This is a genomic window from Vibrio maritimus, from assembly GCF_021441885.1.
GTDB classification, from domain to species: Bacteria; Pseudomonadota; Gammaproteobacteria; order Enterobacterales; family Vibrionaceae; genus Vibrio; species Vibrio maritimus_B.
This window is the reverse complement of the sequence record NZ_CP090439.1, coordinates 1,281,847-1,306,266: the sequence shown is the minus strand read 5'-3', so window position 1 is coordinate 1,306,266 and position 24,420 is coordinate 1,281,847. Positions and strand designations below refer to the sequence as shown.

Annotated in this window: 23 protein-coding genes; 15 read left to right on the top strand and 8 right to left on the bottom strand. The window is 45.8% G+C overall.

Going from position 1 to position 24,420, the window contains the following annotated elements; genetic code table 11:
* The first annotated feature begins 59 nt into the window (after positions 1-59).
* The 3 genes from LY387_RS22290 (at position 60) to LY387_RS22280 (ending at position 3,074) form a co-directional block, all read left to right on the top strand.
* The gene (locus LY387_RS22290) at positions 60-1,388 is read left to right on the top strand and encodes a PTS sugar transporter subunit IIC (protein ID WP_234496382.1); all 1,329 of its coding nucleotides are present in this window, start codon (positions 60-62) and stop codon (positions 1,386-1,388) included.
* A gap of 148 nt (positions 1,389-1,536) precedes the next feature.
* Positions 1,537-1,845, top strand: coding sequence for a PTS N,N'-diacetylchitobiose transporter subunit IIA (gene chbA / locus LY387_RS22285; protein ID WP_031496580.1), 309 nt, complete (start codon positions 1,537-1,539; stop codon positions 1,843-1,845).
* Between the two features lie 272 nt (positions 1,846-2,117).
* Positions 2,118-3,074: a LacI family DNA-binding transcriptional regulator gene (locus LY387_RS22280; protein WP_042469995.1), complete on the top strand. Its 957-nt coding sequence runs from the start codon at positions 2,118-2,120 to the stop codon at positions 3,072-3,074.
* A gap of 69 nt (positions 3,075-3,143) precedes the next feature.
* Here LY387_RS22280 and LY387_RS22275 read toward each other — a convergent pair whose 3' ends face one another.
* Positions 3,144-3,563 carry a GNAT family N-acetyltransferase gene (locus tag LY387_RS22275; protein ID WP_234496381.1) on the bottom strand — a complete coding sequence of 140 codons (420 nt, stop codon included), beginning with the start codon at positions 3,561-3,563 and terminating at the stop codon, positions 3,144-3,146.
* Between the two features lie 138 nt (positions 3,564-3,701).
* Here LY387_RS22275 and LY387_RS22270 point away from each other — a divergent pair, with 138 nt between their 5' ends.
* On the top strand, positions 3,702-3,953 hold the full coding sequence (locus LY387_RS22270; protein WP_234496380.1) for a hypothetical protein: 252 nt from the start codon (positions 3,702-3,704) through the stop codon (positions 3,951-3,953).
* 77 nt (positions 3,954-4,030) lie between these two features.
* Positions 4,031-5,995, top strand: a complete 1,965-nt coding sequence (locus LY387_RS22265; RefSeq protein WP_234496379.1) for a DUF3466 family protein — start codon at positions 4,031-4,033, stop codon at positions 5,993-5,995.
* Positions 5,996-6,082: 87 nt separating this feature from the next.
* On the opposite strand, the gene LY387_RS22260 is transcribed toward LY387_RS22265, so the two are convergent.
* Positions 6,083-7,132: a cysteine synthase A gene (locus LY387_RS22260; protein ID WP_234496378.1), complete on the bottom strand. Its 1,050-nt coding sequence runs from the start codon at positions 7,130-7,132 to the stop codon at positions 6,083-6,085.
* 152 nt (positions 7,133-7,284) lie between these two features.
* Here LY387_RS22260 and LY387_RS22255 point away from each other — a divergent pair, with 152 nt between their 5' ends.
* Positions 7,285-7,500, top strand: coding sequence for an acetyltransferase (locus tag LY387_RS22255; RefSeq protein WP_234496377.1), 216 nt, complete (start codon positions 7,285-7,287; stop codon positions 7,498-7,500).
* 89 nt (positions 7,501-7,589) lie between these two features.
* Here the strand turns inward: LY387_RS22255 and LY387_RS22250 are convergent, their stop codons facing one another.
* The gene (locus LY387_RS22250) at positions 7,590-8,378 is read right to left on the bottom strand and encodes an AraC family transcriptional regulator (RefSeq protein WP_042469984.1); all 789 of its coding nucleotides are present in this window, start codon (positions 8,376-8,378) and stop codon (positions 7,590-7,592) included.
* A 99-nt stretch (positions 8,379-8,477) separates the two neighbouring features.
* Here LY387_RS22250 and LY387_RS22245 point away from each other — a divergent pair, with 99 nt between their 5' ends.
* The 5 genes from LY387_RS22245 (at position 8,478) to LY387_RS22225 (ending at position 13,936) form a co-directional block, all read left to right on the top strand.
* Positions 8,478-9,392 (top strand): DMT family transporter, encoded by a 915-nt coding sequence (locus LY387_RS22245; protein WP_234497829.1) that lies wholly within the window; start codon positions 8,478-8,480, stop codon positions 9,390-9,392.
* 151 nt (positions 9,393-9,543) lie between these two features.
* On the top strand, positions 9,544-10,029 hold the full coding sequence (locus tag LY387_RS22240) for an acyl-CoA thioesterase (protein WP_042469983.1): 486 nt from the start codon (positions 9,544-9,546) through the stop codon (positions 10,027-10,029).
* 186 nt (positions 10,030-10,215) lie between these two features.
* On the top strand, positions 10,216-12,027 hold the full coding sequence (locus LY387_RS22235) for an alpha-amylase family protein (protein WP_234496376.1): 1,812 nt from the start codon (positions 10,216-10,218) through the stop codon (positions 12,025-12,027).
* Between the two features lie 177 nt (positions 12,028-12,204).
* Complete coding sequence (malE, locus tag LY387_RS22230) at positions 12,205-13,380, top strand: maltose/maltodextrin ABC transporter substrate-binding protein MalE (RefSeq protein WP_234496375.1); 1,176 nt, start codon at positions 12,205-12,207, stop codon at positions 13,378-13,380.
* 397 nt (positions 13,381-13,777) lie between these two features.
* Positions 13,778-13,936, top strand: a complete 159-nt coding sequence (locus LY387_RS22225) for a hypothetical protein (protein WP_197058645.1) — start codon at positions 13,778-13,780, stop codon at positions 13,934-13,936.
* Between the two features lie 78 nt (positions 13,937-14,014).
* On the opposite strand, the gene LY387_RS22220 is transcribed toward LY387_RS22225, so the two are convergent.
* Positions 14,015-15,646, bottom strand: coding sequence for a glycoside hydrolase family 13 protein (locus tag LY387_RS22220; RefSeq protein ID WP_234496374.1), 1,632 nt, complete (start codon positions 15,644-15,646; stop codon positions 14,015-14,017).
* Positions 15,647-15,762: 116 nt separating this feature from the next.
* On the opposite strand from LY387_RS22220, the gene LY387_RS22215 reads away from it, so the two are divergent.
* Positions 15,763-16,680: a LysR family transcriptional regulator gene (locus tag LY387_RS22215; protein ID WP_234496373.1), complete on the top strand. Its 918-nt coding sequence runs from the start codon at positions 15,763-15,765 to the stop codon at positions 16,678-16,680.
* An 80-nt stretch (positions 16,681-16,760) separates the two neighbouring features.
* Positions 16,761-17,009 carry a hypothetical protein gene (locus LY387_RS22210; RefSeq protein WP_128650112.1) on the top strand — a complete coding sequence of 83 codons (249 nt, stop codon included), beginning with the start codon at positions 16,761-16,763 and terminating at the stop codon, positions 17,007-17,009.
* On the opposite strand, the gene LY387_RS22205 is transcribed toward LY387_RS22210, so the two are convergent.
* Positions 16,990-17,913 (bottom strand): cation transporter, encoded by a 924-nt coding sequence (locus LY387_RS22205; RefSeq protein ID WP_128650111.1) that lies wholly within the window; start codon positions 17,911-17,913, stop codon positions 16,990-16,992. The genes LY387_RS22210 and LY387_RS22205 overlap by 20 nt on opposite strands.
* 317 nt (positions 17,914-18,230) lie before the next feature.
* Between LY387_RS22205 and LY387_RS22200 the strand changes: the two genes are divergently transcribed.
* Positions 18,231-18,539: a hypothetical protein gene (locus LY387_RS22200; RefSeq protein ID WP_234496372.1), complete on the top strand. Its 309-nt coding sequence runs from the start codon at positions 18,231-18,233 to the stop codon at positions 18,537-18,539.
* Between the two features lie 214 nt (positions 18,540-18,753).
* Here the strand turns inward: LY387_RS22200 and malG are convergent, their stop codons facing one another.
* From malG to malE (LY387_RS22185), 3 genes are all read right to left on the bottom strand, one after another.
* Positions 18,754-19,644: a maltose ABC transporter permease MalG gene (gene malG, locus LY387_RS22195; protein ID WP_042469972.1), complete on the bottom strand. Its 891-nt coding sequence runs from the start codon at positions 19,642-19,644 to the stop codon at positions 18,754-18,756.
* A gap of 11 nt (positions 19,645-19,655) precedes the next feature.
* Positions 19,656-21,227: a maltose ABC transporter permease MalF gene (malF, locus tag LY387_RS22190; protein WP_234496371.1), complete on the bottom strand. Its 1,572-nt coding sequence runs from the start codon at positions 21,225-21,227 to the stop codon at positions 19,656-19,658.
* Positions 21,228-21,304: 77 nt separating this feature from the next.
* Positions 21,305-22,486 (bottom strand): maltose/maltodextrin ABC transporter substrate-binding protein MalE, encoded by a 1,182-nt coding sequence (malE, locus tag LY387_RS22185; protein WP_234496370.1) that lies wholly within the window; start codon positions 22,484-22,486, stop codon positions 21,305-21,307.
* A gap of 759 nt (positions 22,487-23,245) precedes the next feature.
* Between malE (LY387_RS22185) and malK the strand changes: the two genes are divergently transcribed.
* The gene (gene malK / locus LY387_RS22180; protein ID WP_234496369.1) at positions 23,246-24,355 is read left to right on the top strand and encodes a maltose/maltodextrin ABC transporter ATP-binding protein MalK; all 1,110 of its coding nucleotides are present in this window, start codon (positions 23,246-23,248) and stop codon (positions 24,353-24,355) included.
* Positions 24,356-24,420: the final 65 nt, after the last annotated feature.

The window sequence follows — 24,420 nt, the reverse complement described above, 5'->3', positions numbered from 1 at the left end:
CCCTTGGTCACTTTTTGACGCCGAGCTTTTCTTAATTTTATCCTAACGAGAGTAACGACATGGGCGCTATGTACGACAAAATGGTCAATGTTATCGAGCAAAAGGTCACCCCTATTGCCGGTAAAATTGGTCAACAAAAATACATCACTTCTATACGTGACGGCTTTATTGCCGCACTACCTTTTATGATTGTTGGTTCTTTCATGCTGGTGTTTATCTTCCCTCCGTTTTCTGCGGAAACAACTTGGGGATTTGCACGCGCATGGCTAGATTTTTCTGAGACGTATCGTGAGCAGTTGATGCTGCCATTCAACTTGAGTATGGGGATCATGACCATATTCATATCGGTGGGGATAGCGTCCAGCTTGGCTCGCCATCACGATCTTGACCCTGTCACGACAGGTCTACTATCACTGATGAGCTTCCTGCTTGTTGCAGCGCCTGTTCAAGACGGCATGCTGTCAATGCAGTACTTCTCAGGTCAAGGTATCTTCACTGCAATCATTACTGCATTGTACTCAACTGAAGTCTACGCATACCTGAAGCGCAACAACATCACAATCAAGCTTCCACCTGAAGTACCAACCGGTGTTGCACGCTCATTCGAAATCCTAATTCCTGTACTGGCGATCATCATTACGCTTCACCCACTAAACCTGTTCGTTGAAGCACAAACTGGCATGATCATCCCAGAAGCAATTATGGCACTTGTTCAGCCTCTAGTTTCTGCATCTGACACGCTTCCAGCGGTTCTACTAGCGGTACTGGTTTGTCAAATCCTATGGTTTGCAGGTATCCACGGTGCACTTATTGTAACTGGCATCATGAACCCATTCTGGATGGCTAACCTTTCAGTTAACCAAGCAGCAATGGCAGCAGGCGAAGCAATCCCACACATCTTCGTTCAAGGTTTCTGGGATCACTACCTACTAATCGGTGGTGTAGGTTCGACGCTTCCACTTGCGTTCCTACTACTTCGTAGTAAAGCCGTTCACCTACGCACTATTGGTAAGATGGGTACCGTACCAGGTCTATTTAACATCAACGAACCAATTCTGTTTGGTGCGCCAATCATCATGAACCCAGTGTTCTTCCTACCATTCATCTTGGTACCAATGGTGAACGCGACTCTAGGTTGGTTTGCTCTTGACTGGGGTCTAGTGGAGCGCGTGGTTTCTCTAACGCCATGGACAACACCAGGACCTATCGGTGCATCGTGGGCCGCTAACTGGGCATTCAGTCCTGTCATCATGTGCTTCATCTGTATGGCTATGTCGGCAATGATGTACCTACCGTTCCTAAAAGCTTATGAGAAGCAACTTCTAGAGCAAGAAGCAGCGGACGAGAAGAAGCAACAAGAAGCTGCAGGTCAACCAGTAACAGCTTAATCAACCAGTTATTAGTAACAACAAACGCAGTTGGCACAAATAATAAAAAAGTCGCCCCCTAGTCTTAATTGGGGTTGAGCGTGGGGCGACACTTCCTACCTTCGGGTAGACACCATTTAAGATTTAAGAGGTACGTAAAATGGAAACTATGGATTTAGAAGAACAAGTCATGGGCATCATCATCAACGCGGGTCAATCTCGTAGCCTATGTTATGAAGCGCTTCGCCATGCTAAAAACGGCGAGTTTGAAGAAGCAGAAGGTTTGATGAAAGAAGCACAAGAGTTCGCAAACCAAGCTCACCTAGTGCAGACCCAACTTATCGAAGCTGACGAAGGCACAGGCAAAATGAAGATGACGCTAGTCATGGTTCACGCGCAAGATCACCTGATGACCTCTATGCTCGCAAAAGAGCTCGTCGCAGAGATGATTGAACTACATAAGCGTACTGCTAAGTAATTCAGTCTCACCTTACTTTTTCCAGTTTTTCGACCAGACACGGAGCGAGTCAGGCAAGAAAACGTCTTATAGGAGCGTTTTCAACATCTTTGGTCGAAGCAGCTTGGTCGTAGCAGGCCAGTCGTGCTCCTTACACTAAGCTGCTTTTTTTCTCGCCCTACATAACCTCTCATCAGACTTGGATCACTACCTCTGAAAGAGTACAATAACGGAAATCTTGGGAAACGGTTTCCCAGTTCTAGAAACTCTATGAATCTATTAAGGTTGTTGTCATGGCTACTATCACCGATGTCTCTCTGCTAGCAAACGTATCGAAAGCGACCGTTTCTCGCGTGATGAGCGGGAGCCGTGGCGTTAAACCTGAGAGTCGTGAGGCCGTATTACGCGCTGCCGAAGAGCTGAACTACCGTCCGAATGCCGCTGCGCAAACACTAGCAAATCAACGCTCTGATTATATTGGTGTGATTCTCTCATCTAGCGATGCAGGACAAGTTTCTACCTATCTGCCACTACTTGCAAAGTCATTGAAAGCAAAAGGCAAGCACATGCTGGTGCAATTTGCTGAAACCGCAGATGAGCAAGTTCGCATGGTGGAAGAACTCAACCAGAGACACTGTGACGCTATCATCTCGCTCGGTGGCACCGTCGAGTCTCTAGCCAACGACAATGTTATTGCTGTCGATAGTTTAGCGAGCGCAGAGCACGCCATCGGATACGACTATAAGTTTGCTGCTGAGAGCGCATGTCGCTTCTTATCCAGTAAAGGACATGCGAGCATCGCCATCGTTGTGGATGATGAAAGCTACGCATCAACACAGGTTCTCGAAGGCTATAAAACGTCGCTACAAAATTCAGCCATGCCCGTAAACCGACAGCTTATCGTCACAGCAAATGGCAATAATGAACAAGCGATTATGTCGCTTTTAAACAGCTATCACCCGTTCACGGCGCTAGTAGTTATGCGCGACAGCCAAGCCGCGGTAGCAATGAACCTATTTAGAGATTTCAACTTAGCGACACCGCAAGAGGTCTCAATCGTATCGCTAGAAGATTCTCAACTGGCAAGTCAGCTTAATCCGCCGCTTACCTGTATTAGTTACCCTTCTCAACAGATCGTCGATATGGCAATGGAGCAATTAGATGCGATTCTAGACGACAAACCAATGTCGAATAAGCCTCTGATTACTGGTCGACTTGTGACTCGTGAGTCGGTTATCAATCGTAGATAGTGACGAGTCAAAAATAGCTAAAATCAAAAAAGGAGCGTCTTTTAGAACACGCTCCTTTTTCGATTTTGACTAGGTACGTTTTTCCGACCAATCGACCGACATTTTAAAGTACCAGATACCTGATTTGTTGAACGCTTCACCCTCAACAGCTAATCCAAACTTCTTATAGAAATCTTGAGCACTCACCCTAGCATCGCACCAATAGTAATCGATACCCAACGCGCGAACTGACGCAATGGTATGCTCTAGTATCTTGGTACCAATTCCCTGCCCTTGGTAGTCCTCTAGCGTCGCAAACTTTCTTAGCCTTGCCGTTTTGCCATCCAAGTAAACCGACGCTACACACACCAGTCGATCGTTAACCAGCGCTCCATAGTGAAGCGCTTGTTCGTCACCTTCCACTCTACAGAATGATTCTGGCTTATCTGGCCACAAAACCTGATGTCTTATTGGCAATACTTCATCGGCTGTCAGCGTTTTGATTTCCATCTTTATTCCAATTGCTCCCAGGTGTAATAGAAGAGTTATTTTATCGCTATTCTCCTTATTTTCTCCACATTTTGCTCATTTTCTCCACTCAGTCTTCATCGACACTAATGCTTCATTATTGCCAATGAGAGAAACCCCATGAAGAAAACTGTATTCGCACTTTGTATCGTAATGATCGCTACCGCTTTCCAGCCAGCTTTTGCTAAAGGGGAACACAGAAAGCCACCTTCATTTGAAGAGATGGATACCAATGGTGATGGTTTGCTGAGTAAAGATGAACTGCGAGGCCCGCTACTGGATGACTTCGACAAGTTTGATAGCGACGGTGATGGCTTCCTATCTGAGTCTGAGCTTCCTGAGCCACCTGAGCGTCCGAAACGCGATAGCTAATCAACTTTAGTCTCTTCACTGCATAACGGTTCTGTTATGCAGTGTGCTCCTCATTTATATGGAAATAAGGTCTTTACGTGTCCAAGGTATTTCACTTTCCTTTAGTTTGCGCTTTGCTAACCTACCCCATTGTTACTTCTGCTGCTTTGTACCGAGTCGTCGAAGTGGATACATCTTCAACTACCACAGCCAATGAGTATTACTCCGCTGCGATTTCACCTTCATCATCAACATGGTGTTTTGAAGATAGCTGCTACGACAGTCAATACACTGTGCTCGGCTACAGTATGAATGGCATGGAAGGTATCCCTCTCGATCAAGAAGTCGCGTTCGGCGTCGATAATCACTTCTACTATCTCGATTATGATTCGCTTTATTCCTACTGCGAAAGTGAGCTGGGGTATGCGACATGTGAGGCGTGGGCAAGTAATCGATGGTACGGTGATGCCAGTACGGGAGTTGGTGGACTCGAGAGCATTCAAGATGCGTTCTACAACGCCAATTACTCTCCACTTTATCACTCGTTTATGGAAAACGACGCCGAGCTTAGCATCGAACCTCAAATCCCGTCAGGATATGAAGAAGCGATATTTTCTGTCGGCAATACCACTGAGTTAAAAGCCCACGCTATCGACTCTGAGGGACGTATTATTGCTAACGCAAGTAGTGGGTACTTTGACTATGACGGTTATTATGTCCAGCCATACAGCCGCCGCGGGGTAATAATAGATGGCAGCCAATCAACATCTCTTAAGCCTCTTGCTAACACTACGTTAAGCTTTGCGGACGCAGAAGGTGAGCAGTTGATCATCGAAGAGATGGGCTCCACTATTGCGTATGATAGTTTCACCTATCCCACCTCTGGTGAGGAGAGCCAAACCTATATCATAGGCAGCGCTTCGGTCGCCACGTTCGACTATTCAGACACCTCAAAATACTACAACTCTTTGGATGTCAGCGAGTGTATTGATTTTGAACAACCCATTTTGGGTAGCGCATGTCAACACTTTGGTTTCGCAAGCCAAGCATTTATCTGGTCACTCGCAGACAATGGTGAAACACGTTTTCCCGCAAGCAGTTGGGCCACCAGCTACGACAACTATGACTATGCCACAGCTCAAGCCAGCGCCCGCGCAGCTACGATTGTTGAGCGAGAAGACAGCGAATACCAAGGTCTACCCGTGCTTGTTGGATTTAACACTGAGTTAGCGGACGATGACTTGATAATGCAAGCTGCTATCTATTACCCAGCCAGCACCAGCAATTTTTCTGTCGATGAGAACGCGTGGACATCGGTATTTATCAACAACGCCAAACTCGAGTACGACGACAGTTATTACTACAGTAACTCACTGGCAACGGACATCAACTCACAGTTGATTGTTATTGGTGAAACCAAGAGATTAGGAAGCGTACCGGAAGGCGGAGCGGCAGCAAATCGCATGTTTGTTGCAGATGCTGGTCAATCGTCGCCTTCTGCCACCTACTTTAGCGATTTATCACAGTCTATTTTCTTCACTAGCGCTGGCGGTAATGCGAATGCCATCAACACCTACAATGAAATTGTCGGAGAGGTTGACGCGGAAAGTCACACCGAAATTGATGGGCCACAACGCCGCCGACGTGGGTTTATCTTCCCATACAGTGGCGCCGGAAGTGACGAAGAACGAATGGCGATATTTAGCTCGCGAGCGTGGTGGCTCGATGATCTTACTAATGGTGGCAGCTACGGTGATTTAAACAACGCCTACCGAATCGTTACCGCATCCGATATCAACGACGCGGGTGTCATTTCAGCAACTGCTATTAAGTGTGCATCTGGCTATGACAACACCGATCACTTTGCCACTTGTGGCAATGGTTTAGAAACAGAAACCGTGGTCGCGGTTAAACTCATCCCTATTCAGGGTGCGACAAGTGCCGATATCGAAAGTCGCTCAGTGGATACCTCCACGGTCAGTCGTGAAGGCGGCAGCATGACCCTGTTTGGTCTATTTTTACTGCTAACGTTTAGGTTGGTCCGTGACTGGTGGTACAGCTAGTCTAAGAACTCATATCGACTTCTACTTCCACTTAATGACAAAGAAGATCCATAAAGTCATTTATGGATCTTCATCAAAGGAAATGGACTATACATTCACGACCTTACTGTCACCATCCGCTTGATAACGCGCCCAGATCTGCTCTAAGTTCTCGTGATTGAGTTTTATTTCTTTGTCTTTCAGAAACTCTTCATTATAAAGCTTTGAATAAGAACGATCAGCGAGGTCGCAACTAAACGTGACAATCGTCTTCCCCTTACCCATTCTCGCCGCAGTATAAAATGCACCTGCCACATTGAGAGATGAACTGCTGCCTAAGACAATGCCATCATGCTCTGCTACCAATCGAGAAATGGTCACGAGATCTTGGTCTGGTAACGTAATCGCATGATCGATTTTCGCCTTTCTAAAGTTTTCAACGGTTCGCATAATACCAATGCCCTCGGTAAACGAGCTGCCTTTTGATTGATACTGACCATCTTTCAAAAATGAATAGATACCTGAACCATCGGGATCAACGAGCCAAGTCTTTAGATCTGGTTTTTGCTGAGATAGGTAGTGCGAGTTACCTGCAATCGTGCCACCCGTCCCTACTACTGAGACTAACGCGTCGATATTACCTTGAGTTTGTTGCCAGATTTCGGGACCGGTATTTAAGTAGTGAGCTCGATAGTTGCTCAAGTTTTCAAATTGGTCCGCCCACCAACAGTCTTCTCGCTCCGCCCCTATTCGCTTGGCGGTGTGATAAAAATGATCAGGATTCGCAAACGGACAGGGATCAACAAGCAAGAGCTCCGCACCGTACAGTGAAATCATCCGCTCTTTCTCTATTGCTTGACCTTTTGGCATAACCACCAGCATTTTATAGCCAAGGGCTTTTGCCACTAGCGCTAAACCGATCCCAGTATTTCCAGCCGTCCCTTCGACGATGGTCATGCCTGGCTTAAGCTTACCCGCAGCTATTGCATCGGTAACTAGCTGCAAGGCTGCTCTATCTTTGATTGAACCTCCCGGATTTTGCTGTTCACATTTTAAAAGAATATCGCAGCCAGAAATCTCTGAAAGGCTGTTGATTCGAACGAGATCGGTGTTGCCAATGAGCTCACTTACGTTGTTTGCTTTTGGTGCGATTGACATGACAGCTCCACTTATTAATCGATTAACTGATTGATATTCATAAGCGTAGCTCTGAGGCCTACTTAGTCAAGGGAGCGGCGAATTGGAAAAGTTCTCATTATCCGAATAGCAATTATAATTAATAGGGTTCAAATCGATTAAGGACAGAGACAATGTTTTTAAAAGAGAGAAAGAGTGGCGACCTCGTAGACGTTGTGGAAATGAGAAGGCTGACTAACTTATTCCAAGATAGTGTTGAAGGTCGACTTCAACCAGGGGAAGAGCAACAAGACCCACAAGAATTTAAGAAGTCTGATTTGGTTTTTATGTCCGGTGAAGAGCTACCACGCTGTTGGACGGATCCGAATTACCGCTCCAAAGCTAAGTAGTTCAGCGCGCTCTAGGACTTAGACTTCACAACTTCAAAGAAACCAAACGAGGAAAACCACTAATAGAGAATATTAGCGGTTTTCTTTTGCTAGAGCAGTTTGTTCTTGTACTGCTCCGGTGTCTGGCCCGAATACTTCTTGAACATCGAGATAAATGGACTTGCTTGGTTATAACCTAGCGTAAATGCCACCTCTTTGACCGAATGTCCACTGCGCAATAAATCCATCGAAAACAGATAACGCACCCTCAAGCGCCACTCGGTAAAGCTCATTCCAAGCTCACTTTGACAGTATCGCGCCAAAGTCCGCTCTGTCGTGTGAACCTTGGACGCCCACTCTTTAAGACTAATGTCGTTCGTTGGCTCTTCCTCAATCGCAGCAAGGATCGGTGCAAGATACTTGTTATTACTTGATGGCAAAAAATGGTGCTGCTCTTGTTGATCGCTCAATTGATCCAAAAGAACTTGAATTAATCGCTTATCTTTTTCTGACTCCGCCACATTCACACTACGATGGCGAAAATCCTCAATGATCGACGATACAATTGGGGTAACTTTTATCAGGCTCGTGGTTTCTGGAAAGCTATCAGTAAGCTCATGAGCGATGTTCAGTGAGCAGTACTCTAGGGGCTTTCGATTATAACTGCAGTGCATTACGCCAGCCGGCACCCAAATCGCTAGATGAGGCGGTGCGAGAAATCGAGTGTCCTGGGCCTCCATTTCTAGAATCCCACCACTTATCAGTTGTACTTGCCCCCACGGATGACAGTGAACGCGTGTTTCGGTATTGGAAAGAAACGCATCGAAGTTCATGAAAACATTGGATGGCATCTTGTCGATAGACAAAGAGGGGTGCAAATTTCTAGTATGTTTTTTCAACTTGTCTTCCTATCGCGCGCAATGTCGTTTTAAAGATACATGCAATTATATCGACCTGTCACACTATGCATCAACTTACAAAACGCGATGAGGTTCACAGTGGTCTATCTTCTTCCTTTCTTTACCGTGCTCATATGGGGCGGTAACGCTATTGTGAACAAACTTTCAGCCTCTGCTATCGAGCCTAGTGCGATGAGTTTTTATCGCTGGGCACTCGCGATTTTAGTAATGACCCCCTTTTGTCTCCCAAAAATAAAACGCTATTGGCCTGAGATCCGTCGTAACAGCGGTAAGCTCGCGTTCCTTGCCTTATTGGGCATGGTTCTCAACCAATCGTTAGGCTACTACGCTGCCGCGACCACCACGGCATCGAACATGGCCCTTATTACCTCGCTAGTGCCGCTACTTGCTGTCTTTATCTCAGTACCTCTATTGGGCAAGCATATTTCAGGATTGAGCATCGTAGGCGGTGTCATTTCTCTCGCAGGTCTCGCATTTATGCTAGGACAAGGAGATGTCGCATTCTTTGTGCACCAAGATGTTTCTCAAGGTGATGGTCTAATGGTCCTAGCAGCCGTGGTTTATGCGACATACTGCGTTTTACTTAAACGTTGGAAGATGCAACTCTCTAGCTGGATGCTCATTTACACGCAAGGGGTATTTGCGGTCATCATGCTGTTCCCACTGTTACTGAGCAGTCATCAGGTGATGCCGACTCAAGCCTCGCTGCCATTGATCGCCTACGCAGGTTTGCTCGGTTCACTTGTCGCTCCACTTCTTTGGGTAAAATCCATCGACCTTATTGGCGCGGACAGCAGTGCAATGTTTATGAACCTGCTACCCGTAATAGCCGTAGCGCTCGCAGCCATGCTACTTGGCGAAACCATCACTCAGTTTCACCTTATCGGCGGACTCATGGTGATCTCTGGCGTTATTCTGTCACAAATCAAAACGAGAAAAATGCAGCCGACCACAGAAGGTGTGGCTCAAAATCTCACCATTGATAAGCAGTAACTGTGGCAAAACCATCTAAAAAATCGAGTCCATAAGTCGTAGCACCTTGTTAACAATTTTGTCATACTAAACACCTTAGAAGCTCAAAATGTCGGTCGAGCTAAACCACATGGACTGAGAGTAAGCAGCTCAAATAAAAAGGATTACACAAATGAGTAGTGGCAGAAGAGAGACAACCCTTCGTTTTCTTGCTGAACCGGGCGATGTTAATTTCGGTGGCAAGGTACACGGTGGTGCCGTGATGAAATGGATCGATTTAGCAGCCTATGCATGTAGCGCCGCTTGGAGTGGCAAATACTGTATTACGGCTTATGCGGGTGGTATTCGATTTGTTCAGCCGATTCATGTCGGCAACTTGGTCGAGGTTAGCGCAAAGGTCATTTATACCGGCAGATCCTCAATGCACATCGCTATCGACGTACAGGCAAGCGATCCCAAAGAGCTACAGAACCGACTCACCACACACTGTATCGTGATTATGGTGGCAGTCGACGAAGACGGTAAACCTACTTCAGTGCCAGAATGGGTGCCGGAGAGTGAAGAAGACATCAAACTTCGTGACTCAGCGATCAAGCTAATGAACATGCGTAAAGAGATTGGCGAAGAGATGGAAGCGCACGTTAAGTATCTCAAGTAATGCCCTGCTAGCTTCACCTCATGACAGAAGGCAGATCTCGTGACGAAGATCTGCCTTTTCTAACAAGGTCTCATCTACGCCCTAAACTCACCCTAAAAGGATGAGTTTTTGCTAAACGACTTCATCTACACTCGCCGCATATGATAGATTTTTTCTATATCCTGAGAGTGAGCATTGAGAGATCTTATGTCTACCCTTCCGATCGATAATAACAATCAAAAAATACACTTATACCAAATCTTCACACGCCTATACGGCAACAAAAAGACATCCAATAAACCTTGGGGAACTGCCGAGGAGAATGGTGTAGGTAAGTTTAGTGACATCAACAAATCTGCCCTTACCGCAATAAAAGAGCTCGGCATGACACACGTTTGGTACACTGGTGTCCCTCATCATGCCCTAGTGCGTGACTACACTGAGTTTGGCATCAGCAATGATCACCCTGCGGTTGTTAAAGGTCGTGCAGGTTCACCCTATGCGGTCAAAGACTATTACTCGGTAAACCCTGACTTAGCGGACAACCCAGCGAACCGAAACGAGGAATTTCGCGAGCTTATCCAGCGCACCCACGAAGCGGGCCTTAAAGTCATCATTGACATCGTGCCTAATCACGTGGCTAGGCAATATCAAGGTCTCAACAACCCACTTGGTGTTACGGACTTTGGTGCAGAGGATGACACCGGCTTAGAGTACTCACGCGAAAACAATTTCTACTACATTCCCAACCAAGGATTTGAGTTGCCGGATATTCCCGACCATCTTGCTCCGCTAGGCGGGGAACCACATCCGCTGCTTGACACACCTTACCTTGAGTACCCAGCGAAATGGACAGGCAATGGCTCACGCAGCGCAAAACCAAATGTCGATGATTGGTACGAAACGGTGAAGGTCAATTATGGCGTTAGACCCGATGGCACAAAGGATTTTCCTGAACTGCCAGAGTGTTATCGAAGCAAAAATGCACAGCAACACGCCGACTTTTGGTATGCCAAAGATGTGCCTAGCTCTTGGAGAAAATTTCGAGACATAGCACTTTACTGGCTAGATCAAGGGGTTGATGGGTTTCGCTATGACATGGCCGAAATGGTGCCTGTCGAGTTTTGGAGTTTTCTCAACTCATCCATCAAAATGAAGAACCCACAAGCATTCCTGGTTGCTGAGGTCTATCAACCTCATTTGTATCGCGAATACATACATCTTGGAAAGATGGACGCGCTGTACGACAAGGTCGATTTATACGATACCCTGAAAGGCATTATTCGCGGTCATACGCGCACCAGTGAAATCACTCGAATTCAAAGTGAGCTCGCAGATATCGAGCCAAATATGCTTCATTTCCTCGATAACCACGATGAACAGCGCATTCCTTGTGAAGCCTTTGCTGGCAGTGCAGAAGCGGCTCTACCCGCTATGGTCTTATCCGCGACTATCAGCCGAGCGCCAACCATGCTCTACTTCGGACAAGAAGTAGGTGAAGCTGGCACAGAAATGGCAGGTTTCGGGCAGCCGACAAGAACCTCTATCTTTGACTATATCGGCGTACCAGCACACCAGCGTTGGATGAACGATGGCGCTTTTGATGGCGGTCAGAGTTCCCAGCAAGAGAAACAGTTGCGGGACTATTATCAGCGTCTAATGCGAGTTTCACTCTCTTGCCCAGCCTTTAAAGGTGGCATGGTCCCGATAGGTATAGAGCATGATTCAGCGCATGGAGAACTTGCCCACAGACTTTACGGGTTTGTTCGCAGCTGGAAGGAGCATAAGGCATTGGTTGTCACCAACTTTGATGCTAATAGCGCTACCACGTGCCCTATTGCACTCTCAGAGGCCAGTTTTGATGCTTTGCCGCTGCCGGATGGCAACTACCCTCTTAGCTGTTCACTAGAGCCACATAAATCCGCCGTCCTACGTGTGCAACAAGGCCGAGCAGTACTCGATATGAACATAAAGCCATTAGCCTCACATATTTTCGAACTGACCTCTGTTGCAAAGTAGCCTCAGAAACTCAGGCGTGCCTTAGCTTAAATGCTGCGGCACGTCATTTACGTAACTCAGATCACAAAGCAATCAGGTGAAATAGAAATAAACTATACCACTATAAACTTAGCCTATTTTCTCTTCCTCCAACATCAGACTATTCTGGGTCCAATGCAAATGGACAGGATAGTCATAATGAAAACACTAAAAACATCCTTAACTGCTTTAGCACTAACAACGTCAATGGCTACACCCGCACTCGCGGTCACCGAAGGTGAACTGCTTATCTGGATCAACAGTGATAAAGGCTATGAAGGACTCGCAGAAGTCGGCCGTCAGTTTGAAGAAGATACCGGCATCAAGGTCAGTGTTCAGTTTCCTGAGTCTCTGGAAGCTCGTTTTCAACAAGTGGCGGCTACTGGCGATGGCCCCGATATCATTTTCTGGGCTCATGATAGATTTGGAGGCTATGCGGAATCCGGCTTACTCCGTGAAGTAAATCCAAGCAAAGAGTTTCAGGAGAAACTGGTCGACTTTAGCTGGGATGCCGTCAGTTACAAAGGTAAATTGATTGGCTATCCTCTCGCCATTGAGGCTATCTCACTTATCTACAACAAAGACCTATTGCCAGAGCCTCCAAGCACATGGGAAGAGCTGCCAGAAATTCACGCCAAAATGGCAGCGCAAGGCAAAGGTACTATGATGTGGGATGTGAAAAACGCCTACTTCACCTGGCCAATTGTTTCAGCAGGCACCTACTCATTCGCGAAAACTGCAGATGGTCATGATGCAAATGACATTGGCATCAACAACCAACAAGCGCAAGAAAACTTGGCATTCCTATTAGATATGAAGCAGCATGGCATATTCGACCCTGGAATGGACTACGCCAACGCCGAGTCATCGTTCGTTAAAGGTCAAGTCGCAATGACCATCAACGGACCTTGGTCATGGGGCAACCTCGACAAGGCAGGTATTAATTATGGTGTGGCTACCTTCCCTACTTTGGATGGCCATAAGTCCAACCCATTTGTTGGTATTTTAAGTGCGGGTATCAGCTCCGCGAGTCCAAATGAAGATTTGGCGGTCGAGTTCATTGAGAACTATTTGTTTACTGATGATGCTTTAGAGACCATCAACAACGATAAACCTCTGGGTGCTGTCACTCTCAAGTCATTCCAACAATCATTAGAATCCGATGACAGGATCCGTTCTACCATGATTAACGCCGAAAACGGTGAAATCATGCCAGCCTTACCGCAAATGATGACGTTCTGGATGTCAGAGGGCGCAGCCATTGAGAACGCTCTCACCGGCCGTCAAACGGTCAAAGCCGCTTTGGCCACAGCAGAGAAACAGTTAGTGAAGTAACCTTCACCATAGTTTGGACCTAAATGGTTTTGCCCACACTAGCAGGTGGGCTTTTTTCTATCTGCAACTTTTTTCTATCTGCAAATAGCGAAGTTGTTAGCAAATATATTAATGGCAAGTTGGCAAAGCCTCGCCCTAGTTAGAAGCATCTACGCAAAAGCCACGTGAGAACAACACCTTGACGTTGTCACTTCTTACATAGTGAACATTCAATTGTAAATGGACGATCACACTCTGCTCTGGATTCACAAAACCGACATGGAATTACCCCACAATACTGGCTATACACAAAGATACCGCCAAACGATCCTCTAAGGATCGAACGCGTAAAAAGAGCTGATGTGTCCGTCAACCTAGCGCGATAGCATCGGTGTTCGTTGAATATAGGAGAACTAATATGGACCGTACTTGCCCAATGTGTAATACCCCTATGATTGAGAGAAACACAGAACACGTATGCCCTAGAAATGAGATTGGTGATTGCTCCTATGACCCCTACTACCATGAGCTAGAAATTGAGATTGAGCTAGATAAAGAAGGTGATCGCTCGTTCTAGTTTCAGACAAAGTGCAATGCAAAAGGCGAACTAAGTATTTAGTTCGCCTTTTGCTTTTGTATACGCCTATTCAGATAGTTAGGTTAACTGAATGACCATCGCATCATATGGTTGCAACATTAAACTATTGAGGTTTTCAAGCTTACCACGCCCATTTGAGAGTAAGATATTTTGGTTAAACTCGTTATATTGGCTCAGATCTACCTGGTGATTTTCACTGCTGAAGTTAGCAACAATCAATAGACGTTCTTCCCCAAGATGACGTAAGTAAGCAAACACGTCTTCATGCTCTTCTAGTAGAGGACGAAACTCTCCGTACACTATGGACTTGTGCTGCTTACGAAGAGAAATTAACGCTTTATAGTAGTGATAAATTGAGTCGTCGGACGCTAAATCCTTCTCCGCATTCACCTCTGTGTAGTTTGAATTCACCTCAATCCACGGCGTACCTTTTGTAAAGCCAGCTTGCGGCTCTGTAGACCACTGCATAGGCGTGCGGGCATTGTCTCGACCATTTTCTTGCAGTGCTTGCATCATCTCGTCATGACTGATACCTGCGTCTGTCTTGACCTTATAAAAGTTCAGCGACTCGATATCTCGGTATTGCTCAAGATGCTCAAAGTTCGCGTTGGTCATACCAATCTCTTCACCTTGATAGATATACGGAGTACCTTTAAGGCAATGCAAAACGGTAGCCAGCATTTTTGCAGACTTAACACGATGCTCTCCATCATCGCCATACTTGGACACCGCACGAGGAAGATCGTGGTTATTCCAGAATAATGAGTTCCAACCTGTATCTTTGAGCTCTAATTGCCACTTTGTTAGCACTTCCTTAAAAGCTCTTAAATCTAGCTTAACAGGCTGCCATTTATCCCCGTCTTTCCAGGTTAGGGTGATATGTTCAAACTGGAACACCATTGACAGCTCACCTCGTTCAGGTGCGCTATATAATTTGGCTATCTCCGGCGTTGCGCCCCAAGTTTCTCCTACTGTAAGCAAGTCCTTATTGCCAAACGTCGCTTGGTTCATTTTCTGAAGGAGTGGATGCAGGCGCGGTCCATTGCCTGTGATGCCCTTGTCGATATCTTTACCAATGAGATCGATAACATCGAGTCGGAACCCTCCAATCCCCTTCTCTATCCACCAGTTCATCATTTGATGAACTTCATCGTGGACCTTCGAGTTTTCCCAGTTTAGATCAGGCTGTTTTTTGGAGAACAAGTGAAGATAGTACTGCTGAGTCGGCTCGTGCCACTCCCACGCGCTTCCCCCAAATATAGATTCCAAGTCACTCGGCGCACTGCCGTCGGGCTTTGCATCTCGCCAAACGTAGTAATCGCGATATGGCGAGTCTTTTGACTCACAGGCTTGTTGAAACCAAGAATGTTCATCGGATGTGTGGTTGACAACAAGGTCCATCACGATACGAATATTCTTTTGTTTGGCTTCCTCGATCAGTGCTTCCATATCCTGCATAGAGCCAAACTCAGGGGCAATGGCTTGATAATTAGAAATATCGTAGCCGTTATCATCCATCGGAGATTGATAGACAGGCGACAACCAAAGAACATCGACGCCCAAACCTGCCAAATAATCGAGCTTTGAGCGAATACCATTTAGGTCACCAATGCCATCACCGTTGGAATCGCAAAAGCTTCGCGGGTAGATTTGATAGACCACAGAGTCATGCCACCATTTTTGTTCCATGAACCGATCCTTTACTAATATTGATTTGCCACCACTTTACGAAGTTCATGCTGGGATTAAAAATAGAATCTTCGTATAATCCTATAGTTTTTTTATATAGCAGAGCTTTCGATGCCATGGCACTAAATAAATCGATAAAGTACTTCTTAGCGGTAGCAAAACACGGCAATATCAAACGTGCCTCTGATGAACTCTACATTAGCCAACCCTCACTCACCGCGGCGATCAAAAAGCTAGAAAGCGAGATGGGGGCACCACTTTTCAACCGTCTCTCAAAAGGTGTGGAGCTGACAGCTTATGGTCTTAAGTTTCGGGAGTTTGCTCAAGAACAACAAGAGCATTACTTTGCGCTAAAACACCAGTTTAATGATATGCAGCAGCGACAGTTTGGTAAGGTGAAAATTGGTACTGGTGAAGTGTGGTGGGAAGGGTTTGTTAAGCGTTCGGTTATGGACTATCAAGCGATACATCCAGCGAGTTCCTTTCATCTTGAGTTTGGCAACAATCTTTCTTTGCTGCATCACTTAATCCAAGGTGATATAGATTTATTTATAGGTCACGAGGTTTCAGACTTATCAGAATCCTGCCGCGTCGCCTTTCAACCTTTGTTTCAAGACTTCGAAGCGCTCTATGTTTCAAATCGCCATCCCCTCGCCACTGGCATCACTAATAACGGTATGATTAGCGATTATCCTCTACTCAGAGTTACTCCAAACCATCCTAGGCATCAATCCGTTTTATTGAATGGCCTGCCGCACGATGAACTGCTGGACGAACGTATTATTTATGACGTGGATTCAGTAATGGCGAGTATTGATATGCTTCATATAACCCAAGCGGTGATGCCATATAGTCATAGAGCACAAGAGTGGCTAACGAGACACGATTTAGTTGCCATTCACCTCGATGATAAAAAGATCGGAAACATTGGTATCTACACCAAACAAGGGGAAGCGAAGCGAAACGTGGATGAGTTGATTGAACTTCTGAAGTCCAACGCTGATATCGCGTACACAAATGTAAATTCCCTGTAAGGTCACTCGATTGTCATCTTTCTTTCATTAAAGTTTGATGTAATCGCGACTCCTATTTTAGTAAGAGACAGGAGCTCGACTTGACCCTTAGCGACATCACCTTAAGTGAAACCACATTGACCAACTTAAAGTCTGTTGAATATCAATGGATTAGAACCATGTATGTCGAGGGGTATCAAAGAGAAGAGATCAACCACTACATCAATGCTTGCTTTGGTGGTGATGATGTATTTGCTGATTTATTTCAGAGAGTCGCACTGGAGCAAGAAAGCTTATATGTCTTACTCCAGTACGTAGGGTGTGCGCCCTCTAGCCGTGAACTAGGTTAGCGCTATCTTCTGTAGTGGGTGAGCGTTTCAGAATGACATCCACTTCGGTCACCGTATAAGGCTTATCGACCTTACAACTAACATCTTCCACAAAGCGCTCGTAGCTCTTAAACGTCATCGACTCTCGCTTCGGATCAACGTAAATCGATACCCAAGTTTTTCTACCCAACTTGGTAATGAAAATATCGACAATCTCAATCTCGTATTCTTGTGCCAAGCCTTTTAAGCTTCGGTAGATCGGTTTAGTGTGCTCAATTGGTGGCATGGCTAGAGTAAGCTCTCGCATACCATTCTTTATGAGTTTAATCGGGTCACTGATAAACGCGAGACTGAACAGCACCACTAAGATTTGGTCGATGTAACGCCCAACCCATCCAAACGACGTCTCTTGGATAATAATCACCAGCACCAATGCGACACCGATAGCACCGGATATCACACCATTGATAAACCAAGCGTTCTTCTCTGCCTTGAGGATATCGGAGTTAGACTGCTTGTGGCCTATGTGGCACGCCCAATAAAGAAGTGCACATAGAATCACTGCAGGGAACACGTAGACGGCCATTAGACCCAATGCGGGCTCTCTACCACCAGCAAGGATCACAGGAATATTACTGCCCACCGCAAACGCGATCAAAATCAGTATCGTTATGCCTTTAATCACCACAATTAGCGGCTCAAACGCAAAGAAGCCGATGGGATAATGTCTTGACGTGCCAGACTCTGTAAGCTTCGCGATACGCAATGAGGCGAACGATACCACAGCTGAAAGCAGGTTAAACGAAGCATCTAATAAGATGGCACTAGAACCCGAAATAGAGGCCATAATACCGCCCCAAAGCGCGAGAATACCGGCACCTACAGCTGAAATTATTAATGCTCTGGATTCATTGATTTTTATCATTTGGTCATCCTTTCCAAACGCAGTAACTATTACTATTGTGTTAATTCTTATAACACAGCTATATGACCATTCCTATGGCGGACACACTGTTTGCTCAAAGTTAGTGCAAACGGTGACATCACTTATCACATTCCTACGTTAGGTCAGCTTAGGAACAATTCGTTTTCCACATAAAAACAAAAGTATCAAAAGGTAACATCCTGACAAAGTTGGGGATTTCTTTGCGATTCCCGTACGGTCGCTAACCGCCGGGTAACAGGACTATGACTCTAGGCATCTACATTGTTCATTCCAAGAACCTATTAGAGACGCGAATAATGTCCAAATTAAAACTTTCTGCAGTGGTAGCCATTCTCGTTGGTCTAGTGAGCCTTAATGCTTCGGCACACCCTCAAGGACACCACAAGCACAAACATAAACATAAAGGAAAACCCCACAAGGAAGTCGTAGTCGTTAAGAAGTACCACCCTTCTCCTAAGAAGCGCCCAAAACATCGACACTACCACTACAAAAAAATGCCGAGGCACACGACGTACATAAAAATCGGCAACTTCACCTATGCACGTGTGGATGGACATTACTACCGCAGACAAGGCGACAATTACGTCAACGTCATCATCAAGTAACAAGTGGGAAAAGTCATCTAGGTGTAGAAAAGAAGAAGCCCGAGCGAATGCTCGGGCGTCGGTTACAAGAACTGTTAGTCGTGATAGTAAGGAATCCGTTTAACAGCCAGCTATACGTAACACCAGTGTTGCTTATTTAACTTGTCGGCGGCCAAACCAATAGGTGTTAAACAAGACAAAAAAATGGGTGACCTTGCGGTCACCCTTATCGTTTTTATCCTTTGACACCGCCGGCGGTCAAACCACCAACCAGCCAACGCTGTGCGAGTAGGAATACGACTGTGATAGGTAGTGCTGATAGTACTGCCGCTGCCGCGAAGTCACCCCATAGGTAGTTCTGAGGGTACAAGTACTGCTGCATACCAACCGCTAGTGTGTACGAGTTTACATCAGAAAGTAGTAGTGATGCTACCGGTACTTCACCAACAACCATGATGAACGACAGAATAAATACAACCGCTAGAATTGGCACTGATAGTGGCAGAAGAACTAGGCGGAATGCTTGCCATGGCGTTGCACCATCAAGTGCTGCAGCTTCTTCTAGAGAGCCATCAATCGTTTCGAAGTAGCCTTTGATTGTCCAGACGTGAAGTGCAATACCACCCAAGTAAGAGAAAATCAGACCGCCGTGTGTATTCAACCCTAGGAACGGAATGTACTGACCTAGTTTATCGAACAATGCGTAAATCGCTACCAGTGCTAGTACTGCTGGGAACATCTGGAAAATCATCATCGCTTTTAGGATGGTTGACTTACCTTTAAAGCGCATACGAGCAAATGCGTAAGCAGACGTTGTTGATAGACATACAATCAAGATTGATGAAATACCCGCAACTTTAATTGAGTTCCACAACCAAGTTAGTACTGGGAACGGAGGCGGTGTTACTGAGCCGTCTGCGTTCGTTACCGAGAAACCTAGTGCTAGTTTCCAGTGTTCTAGCGATGGGTTCTCTGGGATTAGGCTACCTGTCGCGAAGTTACCTTCACGGAATGAGATAGCGATAATCATCAGTAGTGGGAAAATAATCAGCGATAGGAAAGCCCACATAGCGATGTGTGTTGCCCAAACGCGGTATTTTAATGACTTACCTTGTACCATTGCCATTTTAGGCCTCCTTAGTCTTGAGCTACTTTCGTGACGCGTAGGTTAAGTAGTGCTAGTGCACCTACTAGTAGGAAGATCAGTGTTGCGATTGCACTCGCTAGACCGAAGTCTTGACCACCAGAACCTTCAAACGCGATACGGTACGTGTAGTTAACCAATAGGTCGGTGTAACCCGCTGGCTCAGAAGTACCAATCATGTTAGGACCACCATTCGTTAGAAGGGCAATCAGTACGAAGTTGTTGAAGTTAAACGCGAAACTTGCAATTAGTAGCGGAGTTAGCGGCTTAATCATCAGTGGCATTGTGATCTTAGTGAAGTTCGAGATGAAGTTTGAGCCGTCGATAGCAGACGCTTCATACAGGTCATCAGGAATCGCTTTTAGCATACCCATACATAGAATCATCATGTAAGGGAAACCTAGCCAAGTGTTCACGATAAGAATCATCACTTTAGCCATCAGTGGATCAGAGAACCAGCTCGGGCTAATGCCAAATAGACCTTCAAGTAGCATGTTCACTTCACCAAAGCTTTGGTTGAACAAACCCTTAAAGATAAGAATCGAGATAAATGCTGGTACCGCGTATGGAAGAATCAGTAGTACACGATAAACAGCGCGACCGCGTAGTGCTTCCCATTGAACAACACTCGCCAGGATAAGACCAATCAGTACCGTTAGCGCGACGCTCACTGCAGAGAATACGATTGTCCAGATGAAGATGCTGATGAATGGCTCTTTGATACCGTCGTCTTTCCAGACACGTTCAAAGTTATGTGTACCAATACCTACAATGAAGCCAGGAGAGACTGTGTTACCAACAAACTCACCATTGTCATTCACTGGTTGGTAGAAACCTACTTCCATATTTGGACGTAGTAGATCGCCAGTCTTGTTGTCGCGTAGGTCATCAGTGCCTTCAACAAACGTATAAAGCGGCTGTACCGATGCGAACTTACGAAGACCACTCATACGAATGTCTTCACCACTCGGCATATGCAGATCAATCGTGTTCAAAGTAGAACGGTTTTGGATGATCGTTTTGATCTGTTCCTTATCACCAGCCTGAGTATCTACCGCCGATAGGTCGTAATCAGCAGATGGGCTAGAGATATCAAATTCAGGTGTAGCGAGCAGCTGTTCACCGTCTTTCACGTAGATGCGGTGACCGTTTTCTGTCTTATAAAGATCAAACGAGAAGCTCTCACCCGTTTGGAAAGTACGCTGCATAAGAACGTTTTGAGTTCTTTCCAAAGAGAGTTGGTTCTTCGCGCTGTAGTTCGTGAAGGCAAGGCCTACCGTGTACGCCAAAGGGAAAAGAATAAAAAGGATCATACCCGCGATACCTGGATAGATATAACGGTGTGCGTACGTTTTCTTACTGCCGAAAATATAGAGTGCCAGAGCGGTAAGAATCACAGTAAGCAATGCGAATGCAAGCTCACCACGGGAATACATAAGAATAGTCGCGTAACCATTGATAAGTCCCACTGAGCCAAGAAGTCCCCACTTGATGAATACTTTCTTGCTGCTTGGAACTGTACTAGTTTCAGCTGACATGGCATCTGTACCTTGAACTGACTGCATAAAAGGACCTGCTAGCGATAATACAAAAAATAAAAGAAGGAGGGGTTACCCCCTCCTTAAAGGGTAGTTCTAGAAAATTACTTCGTCATTTGCTTTTCAGCATCAGCAACAGCTGCGTCAACTGATTGGCGACCGTCAACTACGTTGATGATAGCGTTCTTAGCAGAAGCCCAGAATGCGCTCATTTGTGGAACGTTAGGCATGATTTCACCGTTCATCGCGTTGTCCATTGTCGCTGCGATACGTGCATCAGAACCTAGCTCGTCTTGGAATGAAGTTAGAGCAACTGCGCCTAGTGGCTTGTCGTTGTTCACTTCACGTAGACCGTCGTTAGTTAGTAGGTAGTTCTCTAGGAACTCAACCGCTAGGTCACGGTTAGGTGACGCAGTGCTGATACCTGCTGTTAGTACGCCAACGAAAGGCTTAGAAGCTTGACCGTTGAACTTAGGAAGCGTAGCAACACCGTAGTTGATGCCAGACTTCTCGATGTTCGCCCAAGACCATGGACCGTTGATAGTCATTGCAGTCTTACCTTGGTTGAACGCAGACTCAGATACTGAGTAGTCCATGTCTGCAGAGATAACGCCTTTGTCTACTAGACCTTTAACAAAGCTAAGCGCGTCCTTCACACCTTCTTTAGCGATACCTGCGTCTTTAACATCGTAGCTACCACCGTTGTATTTGAATGCATAGCCGCCGTCAGCAGCCATTAGAGGCCATGTGAAGTACGGTTCTTTTAGGTTCCACATGATTGCAGTCTTGCCATCTTTAGCAAGTTTTGCGTTCAATGCTTCAACTTCTTCCCAAGTCTTAGGTGGGTTTGGAACCAAATCTTTGTTGTAGATTAGAGATAGAGATTCAACTGCTACTGGGTAACCGATGATTTTGCCGTCGTACTTAACTGCGTCCCATGCGAAATCAACGATGCCTTCTTTAGTTTCTTTAGAAGGTTTAACCTCAGCTAGCAAACCTGCTTGAGCATACTCACCGAAACGGTCGTGTGCCCAGAAAATGATATCAGGACCATCACCAGTCGCTGCAACTTGAGGGAAGCGAGCTTCAAGACCATCTGGGTGAGCAACTGTCACTTTGATGCCTGTGTCTTCTTCGAACTTTTTACCTACTTCTGCAAGACCGTTGTAACCTTTGTCACCATTAATCCAAATGGTAAGTTGTCCTTCTTCGATAGCAGCGTTTGCACCAAAAGAACCTAGAGCTACTAGGGTACCTAGAGCTACAGTGCTTAGGGCTTTTTTCATGTTTATATCCTTTTTATAGTTTTGATCGCAGGTTCATCCAGAGGTTCATCCAGAGGATTTCCCAAGTTTCGACGAGTATCATCTAAAAAATACAGCAAGCTCTCATCATCCTACTCTCTACGCCCTCGCTACAAGCGTTGATTTCCGTGACCTCAATCGCTCAAGACTATAGATCAACATCACAAAACAATCTGCACTTGTGACAGAATTCACTATTATCAGGCGCAAATTTTTGACCAAGATCTCACACGTCATTTCTACCCCCCTATCCTCCTCCTCCTTTTCTACTACCCCCATAATTATTTTTGTCAGGAGGATGTCTGAGCGACCTCAATCAAGGAAACTGCAGTCATCCAAGAGTGGATGGTAAGAACCCTTTACCAGTAAGAGCTTGTCTCTATCAGTTTCTACAAGGAACGTATACTGGGTTTTCATCGCCGGGCTCGCCAAGTAGTCATAAATTGAAGTACTAGTGGTAATTTATTTTACGGGGGAGGTTTTCAATTTGTGTCGGGGGATACTAGCGAAGTCTTGGCTTTGAGGGTGGCGCCAAATCGTACAGCGCCACCCTTTTTTCTTTCCATCTAGGACAATTTGCACTAACGAAGGAACATAAAACCCTAATATCATAAGCAAAACAGTCCTAACGCTTCAGCCTTGTCGCTGGAGTCACACACTGACCAATTTCCTACTATTATTACCTGTCGAATTATCTCTATAATGACCGACGGAAAGAAAAATGAATCGAGGACGAGCTACATGGCGAGTGTCACGTTAAAAAATGTTAGTAAAGCGTACGGTGACGTACTGATCTCCAAGAATGTCGACCTAGAAATCAATGAAGGCGAATTTGTTGTCTTCGTTGGTCCATCAGGTTGTGGTAAATCAACTCTACTACGTTGTATCGCGGGTTTAGAAGACATCACGTCCGGTGATTTGTATATTGGTGACGAGCGCATGAACGATGTTGAGCCATCGAAGCGCGGTGTGGGCATGGTATTCCAGTCTTACGCTCTTTACCCTCACCTTAACCTATATGACAACATGTCATTTGGTCTGAAGCTTGCTAAAGCAGACAAAAAAGAAATTGATCGTCGTGTTGAGCACGCTGCAGAAATCCTTCAGCTTGGTCACCTGCTAGAGCGTCAACCAAAAGCACTTTCTGGTGGTCAGCGTCAGCGTGTGGCTATCGGTCGTACTCTAGTCTCTCAGCCAAATGTATTCCTACTAGACGAACCGCTATCTAACCTAGATGCTGCGCTTCGCGTAAACATGCGTTCGCAAATCACTAAACTTCAACGCCAGCTTGGTTGCACCATGATCTACGTAACGCACGATCAGGTGGAAGCGATGACAATGGCAGACAAGATTGTTGTTCTAGACGCAGGCTATGTTGCGCAGGTTGGTAAGCCTCTTGAGCTTTACCACTACCCTGATAACCGCTTCGTTGCTGGCTTCATTGGTTCACCTAAGATGAACTTTATGAGCGTATTCATCGAAGAAGTGGAAGCAGAGCGCGTTAAAGTTCAGCTTTCTGATGGCGACTCTTTCTGGATTCCTGTTGACGGCACAACCGTTAACAAAGGTGACCGTATGTCTATGGGCGTACGTCCAGAGCACTTGGTATCGGCGGAAGAAGGCGATGCGAAAGTGGAAGGCGAAGTCATGATCGTTGAAAAGCTAGGTAACGAAACTCAGGTTTATCTAAACCTTGAAAGCGCAGATGCAGACGTTATCTACCGTCAGCCTGATACGCTTTCTGTTGAAGTTGGTGATAAGTTTGAGATTGGTATTCCAGCTCACCGTTGTCACCTATTCCACAGCGATGGCAAAGCTTGCCGCCGTTTGTATAAAGAAGCGGGTGTATAAGCATTCATTACAGTTTTAAGCATCTTTGCTTGCTGAAAAACCCTCCCTTCTAACGAAGCGGAGGG